4 pseudogenes are annotated in these 5,259 nt (G+C 36.1%); 2 read left to right on the top strand and 2 right to left on the bottom strand.

The annotated features are described in order from the left end of the window. Nucleotides 1-47: 47 nt before the first annotated feature. Both BXU10_RS24710 and BXU10_RS24705 read right to left on the bottom strand, forming a co-directional pair. Nucleotides 48-1,171: pseudogene (locus tag BXU10_RS24710) on the bottom strand (sensor protein KdpD). Between the two features lie 82 nt (nt 1,172-1,253). Continuing rightward, nucleotides 1,254-2,344: pseudogene (locus BXU10_RS24705) on the bottom strand (porin). A gap of 569 nt (nt 2,345-2,913) precedes the next feature. Between BXU10_RS24705 and BXU10_RS25845 the strand changes: the two are divergent. Then, nucleotides 2,914-4,001 (top strand): annotated as a pseudogene (locus BXU10_RS25845) (porin). Nucleotides 4,002-4,083: 82 nt separating this feature from the next. After that, nucleotides 4,084-5,209 (top strand): annotated as a pseudogene (locus BXU10_RS24695) (sensor protein KdpD). Nucleotides 5,210-5,259: the final 50 nt, after the last annotated feature.

The raw sequence follows: 5,259 nt of genomic DNA, 5'->3' as shown, positions 1-5,259 counted from the left end.
CCTGTAAAATGTGAAATGAAAAATCTTATATCTCACATTAAAACATTTTACGATAATATAACAAGATCGACGTTTGATAATGATAATTTATTTAGCAGACGCCTGAAAATTGTTGTAGACAAAATTACTTTAAATAAATTCAAATGCGGTTTTCCGATGCAGACAGTTGTAATTTGTTTTTCTTCTACAGTTGTCAAAATTGCATTGGAAATATTCGAATTTTCGAGTTTAATAACTTCGGCTCCTAATTGCACGGCAAGTTTAAAGTTATTAATTAAGTGTCTTTGTTTATCAAGTGCAATTTTTGTACTGCTTTCCTGAGGAGTTTCGACGTACAAAACATACCAGCTTCCGTTATAATAGCTTGCCAATCGAGCTGCTTTTCTGATCACAATTTTAGCCGTTTTATCATTACTGCTAATACAGGCTAGCAATTTTTCATGACGCAAAGCGTGAAGCTGAGGTACTTCGCTTTCTACTTTTCGAAGCACTTGACTTGCTACTTCTTTCAAAGCCAATTCGCGCAATTGCAGAATTTGTTCCGATTTAAAAAAATTCGTTAAAGCCGTCTGAATTTTATCCGGAGTATAAATCTTTCCTTCTTTCAAACGTGCAATCAAATCTTCAGATGTTAAATCGATATTCACGACTTCATCTGCCAAACGTAAAACATTGTCGGGAATGCGTTCCTGAACATCAATATTTGTTATACGTTTTACAGCTGAATTTAAACTTTCAATATGCTGAATATTCACAGCCGAAATGACATTAATTCCCGTATCTAAAATCTCTAAAACATCCTGCCAGCGTTTTTCATTTTTGCTTCCTTCAACGTTCGTGTGCGCCAATTCATCAACAATAACCACTTCTGGTCTAAGGTTGATGATTGCCTGAACGTCGAGTTCTTCGAGTTCTTTTCCTTTATAGAAAATGGTCCGCCTCGGAATAACCGGAAGACCAGACAATAACTCATGCGTTTCCTTTCGCATATGTGTTTCGATGTAACCAATTTTTACATCGATTCCGTTTTTCAATAACGAATGCGCTTCCTGAAGCATACGGAAAGTTTTGCCTACACCGGCGCTCATTCCAATGTAGATTTTGAACTTTCCCTTTCGGATTTCTGAATCAAATCCAGAAAGTGCTGTGCGTTATTATTTTCGTTTTCCATAATTTTTGCTTTAAGCAATAAGCTTTAGGCTTTAGGCAGTATAACTTTAAAAAGCTTACCGCTTAAAGCCTATAGCCTAAAGTTAGAAAGAAATCGCCAGGGAAGTCGTTACAAACGTATTCGTATCCGTTGGAAGATTGTCTTTATTTGTGAAAATTTCTTCTTTGCTTGAAAGATTTCTCGCTTCAATTCTAAACATAATAGTATCAGAAACTAAGTAATCAAAGTTAGCTGAAAATCCGTAAGTTTTAAATCCGTTTGGCGTTTCTGTCCGATAGCTATCGGGATAATTACCCCTTTTTCATCGCTGTAATATTCCCCTCGCGCTGCCAGTTGAATTTTATCTGTCGGTTTGTATTGCAGAATCAAAACAGGCGAAAACCAGGTATCGTATTTATTACTGTTTTTAGCCGATTGCTGTGAACCAACATCAAAACCAGCCGTAACATTTGTTTTATCCGTTACTTTAAATTGTCCGTAAAAGTTGTTGAAATAGCGCCATTTTTTATCAATATCCAGCTGTTCATTTCCAACATAAGTACTCCAATTCAAAATGACTTTATCCGAAGGTTTATAAGTAATCTGCGTTCCAAAAGTCGGAGTTTGATTTCCGTCTATTTTTTGAATTCGCTGCCAGCCGTTCAAATACATCGCAGCCAAATACCATTCTCCAGAATCTGATGTATAACCAATTTTCACACCCGCTTCATAATAAGGCGAATTCTCAGCCAGAATACTCCGAGTCAAAGTTTGACAGTCTTTCCCAATCGCACTTTCAAAACCAATATGCGATGGCATAATTCCCGCATCAATCCATAAATTATGTTTCGAAGAAATCTTCACGCCAACATTCGCTTCATAAATATTTTTCAGCAAATCCTGTTCAGCCGACATATTATATTGGGCATAAGTTCCCGCCATCAGCGCAAAATTTCCTCGGACATTTTCCTTCGAATAATTCACTTTTGCCAAACCCAGATTCAGGTTTACTTCATTGCTTCGATTATAATTATAAATAAATCCGGGACGCGTATGATTTTCCGGTTTCCCGAAATCATAACTGTAATAAACATCAACATATCCCGAAAACGTAAACGGACTTTTAGATTCTTTCTGTGCGTGTAAATTGCTACAACCAAAAGCGATTAAAGCAGTAAGTATTATTTTTTTCATTTTTGTGGTATTCAATTATTTATTAGTAGATTTTTTAGGAGCTATTTCCCGCTATCCACTACAATCTTTTGTTTGGAACCCCAAACAAAAGGATTTTCGTTTCTATCGGGCTAGGGCATTTGGGGTAAAAAAGGCGTTTTGTATTATAATAAGTTTTATATCCTAACAGGTTTTAAAAACCTGTTAGGTGTCAATTGTAGAATTCAGTTTTTCGATTCCAATTTTCGCCACAGTTTGTCATTTCGACGAAGGAGAAATCTTCGCTAGAAGCTCCGCAAAGAATTGTCAATCTTTGCGACTTCTAGACGAAGATTTCTCCTTCGTCGAAATGACAAACTGTGGCGAAAATTGGAATCGAAAAACTGAATTCTACAATTGACACCTAACAGGTTTTTAAAACCTGTTAGGATATAAAACTTATTATAATACAAAACGCCTTTTTTACCCCAAATGCCCTAGCCCGATAGAAACGAAAATCCTTTTGTTTGGGGTTCCAAACAAAAGATTGTAGTGGATAGCGGGAAATAGCTCCTAAAAAATCTACTAATAAATAATTGAATACCACAAAAATGAAAAAAATAATACTTACTGCTTTAATCGCTTTTGGTTGTAGCAATTTACACGCACAGAAAGAATCTAAAAGTCCGTTTACGTTTTCGGGATATGTTGATGTTTATTACAGTTATGATTTCGGGAAACCGGAAAATCATACGCGTCCGGATTTATTTATAATTATAATCGAAGCAATGAAGTAAACCTGAATCTGGGTTTGGCAAAAGTGAATTATTCGAAGGAAAATGTCCGAGGAAATTTTGCGCTGATGGCGGGAACTTATGCCAATATAATATGTCGGCTGAACAGGATTTGCTGAAAAATATTTATGAAGCGAATGTTGGCGTGAAGATTTCTTCGAAACATAATTTATGGATTGATGCGGGAATTATGCCATCGCATATTGGTTTTGAAAGTGCGATTGGGAAAGACTGTCAAACTTTGACTCGGAGTATTCTGGCTGAGAATTCGCCTTATTATGAAGCGGGTGTGAAAATTGGTTATACATCAGATTCTGGAGAATGGTATTTGGCTGCGATGTATTTGAACGGCTGGCAGCGAATTCAAAAAATAGACGGAAATCAAACTCCGACTTTTGGAACGCAGATTACTTATAAACCTTCGGATAAAGTCATTTTGAATTGGAGTACTTATGTTGGAAATGAACAGCTGGATATTGATAAAAAATGGCGCTATTTCAACAACTTTTACGGACAATTTAAAGTAACGGATAAAACAAATGTTACGGCTGGTTTTGATGTTGGTTCACAGCAATCGGCTAAAAACAGTAATAAATACGATACCTGGTTTTCGCCTGTTTTGATTCTGCAATACAAACCGACAGATAAAATTCAACTGGCAGCGCGAGGGGAATATTACAGCGATGAAAAAGGGGTAATTATCCGATAGCTATCGGACAGAAACGCCAAACGGATTTAAAACTTACGGATTTTCAGCTAACTTTGATTACTTAGTTTCTGATACTATTATGTTTAGAATTGAAGCGAGAAATCTTTCAAGCAAAGAAGAAATTTTCACAAATAAAGACAATCTTCCAACGGATACGAATACGTTTGTAACGACTTCCCTGGCGATTTCTTTCTAACTTTAGGCTATAGGCTTTAAGCGGTAAGCTTTTTAAAGTTATACTGCCTAAAGCCTAAAGCTTATTGCTTAAAGCAAAAATTATGGAAAACGAAAATAATAACGCACAGCACTTTCTGGATTTGATTCAGAAATCCCGAAAGGGAAAGTTCAAAATCTACATTGGAATGAGCGCCGGTGTAGGCAAAACTTTCCGTATGCTTCAGGAAGCGCATTCGTTATTGAAAAACGGAATCGATGTAAAAATTGGTTACATCGAAACACATATGCGAAAGGAAACGCATGAGTTATTGTCTGGTCTTCCGGTTATTCCGAGGCGGACCATTTTCTATAAAGGAAAAGAACTCGAAGAACTCGACGTTCAGGCAATCATCAACCTTAGACCAGAAGTGGTTATTGTTGATGAATTGGCGCACACGAACGTTGAAGGAAGCAAAAATGAAAAACGCTGGCAGGATGTTTTAGAGATTTTAGATACGGGAATTAATGTCATTTCGGCTGTGAATATTCAGCATATTGAAAGTTTAAATTCAGCTGTAAAACGTATAACAAATATTGATGTTCAGGAACGCATTCCCGACAATGTTTTACGTTTGGCAGATGAAGTCGTGAATATCGATTTAACATCTGAAGATTTGATTGCACGTTTGAAAGAAGGAAAGATTTATACTCCGGATAAAATTCAGACGGCTTTAACGAATTTTTTTAAATCGGAACAAATTCTGCAATTGCGCGAATTGGCTTTGAAAGAAGTAGCAAGTCAAGTGCTTCGAAAAGTAGAAAGCGAAGTACCTCAGCTTCACGCTTTGCGTCATGAAAAATTGCTAGCCTGTATTAGCAGTAATGATAAAACGGCTAAAATTGTGATCAGAAAAGCAGCTCGATTGGCAAGCTATTATAACGGAAGCTGGTATGTTTTGTACGTCGAAACTCCTCAGGAAAGCAGTACAAAAATTGCACTTGATAAACAAAGACACTTAATTAATAACTTTAAAACTTGCCGTGCAATTAGGAGCCGAAGTTATTAAACTCGAAAATTCGAATATTTCCAATGCAATTTTGACAACTGTAGAAGAAAAACAAATTACAACTGTCTGCATCGGAAAACCGCATTTGAATTTATTTAAAGTAATTTTGTCTACAACAATTTTCAGGCGTCTGCTAAATAAATTATCATTATCAAACGTCGATCTTGTTATATTATCGTAAAATGTTTTAATGTGAGATATAAGATTTTTCATTTCACATTTTACAGGAAA

The organism is Flavobacterium sp. LM4 (assembly GCF_002017935.1).
In the GTDB taxonomy this organism is placed as follows: domain Bacteria; phylum Bacteroidota; class Bacteroidia; order Flavobacteriales; family Flavobacteriaceae; genus Flavobacterium; species Flavobacterium chungangense.
This window is presented reverse-complemented; position numbering and strand designations above follow the sequence as displayed.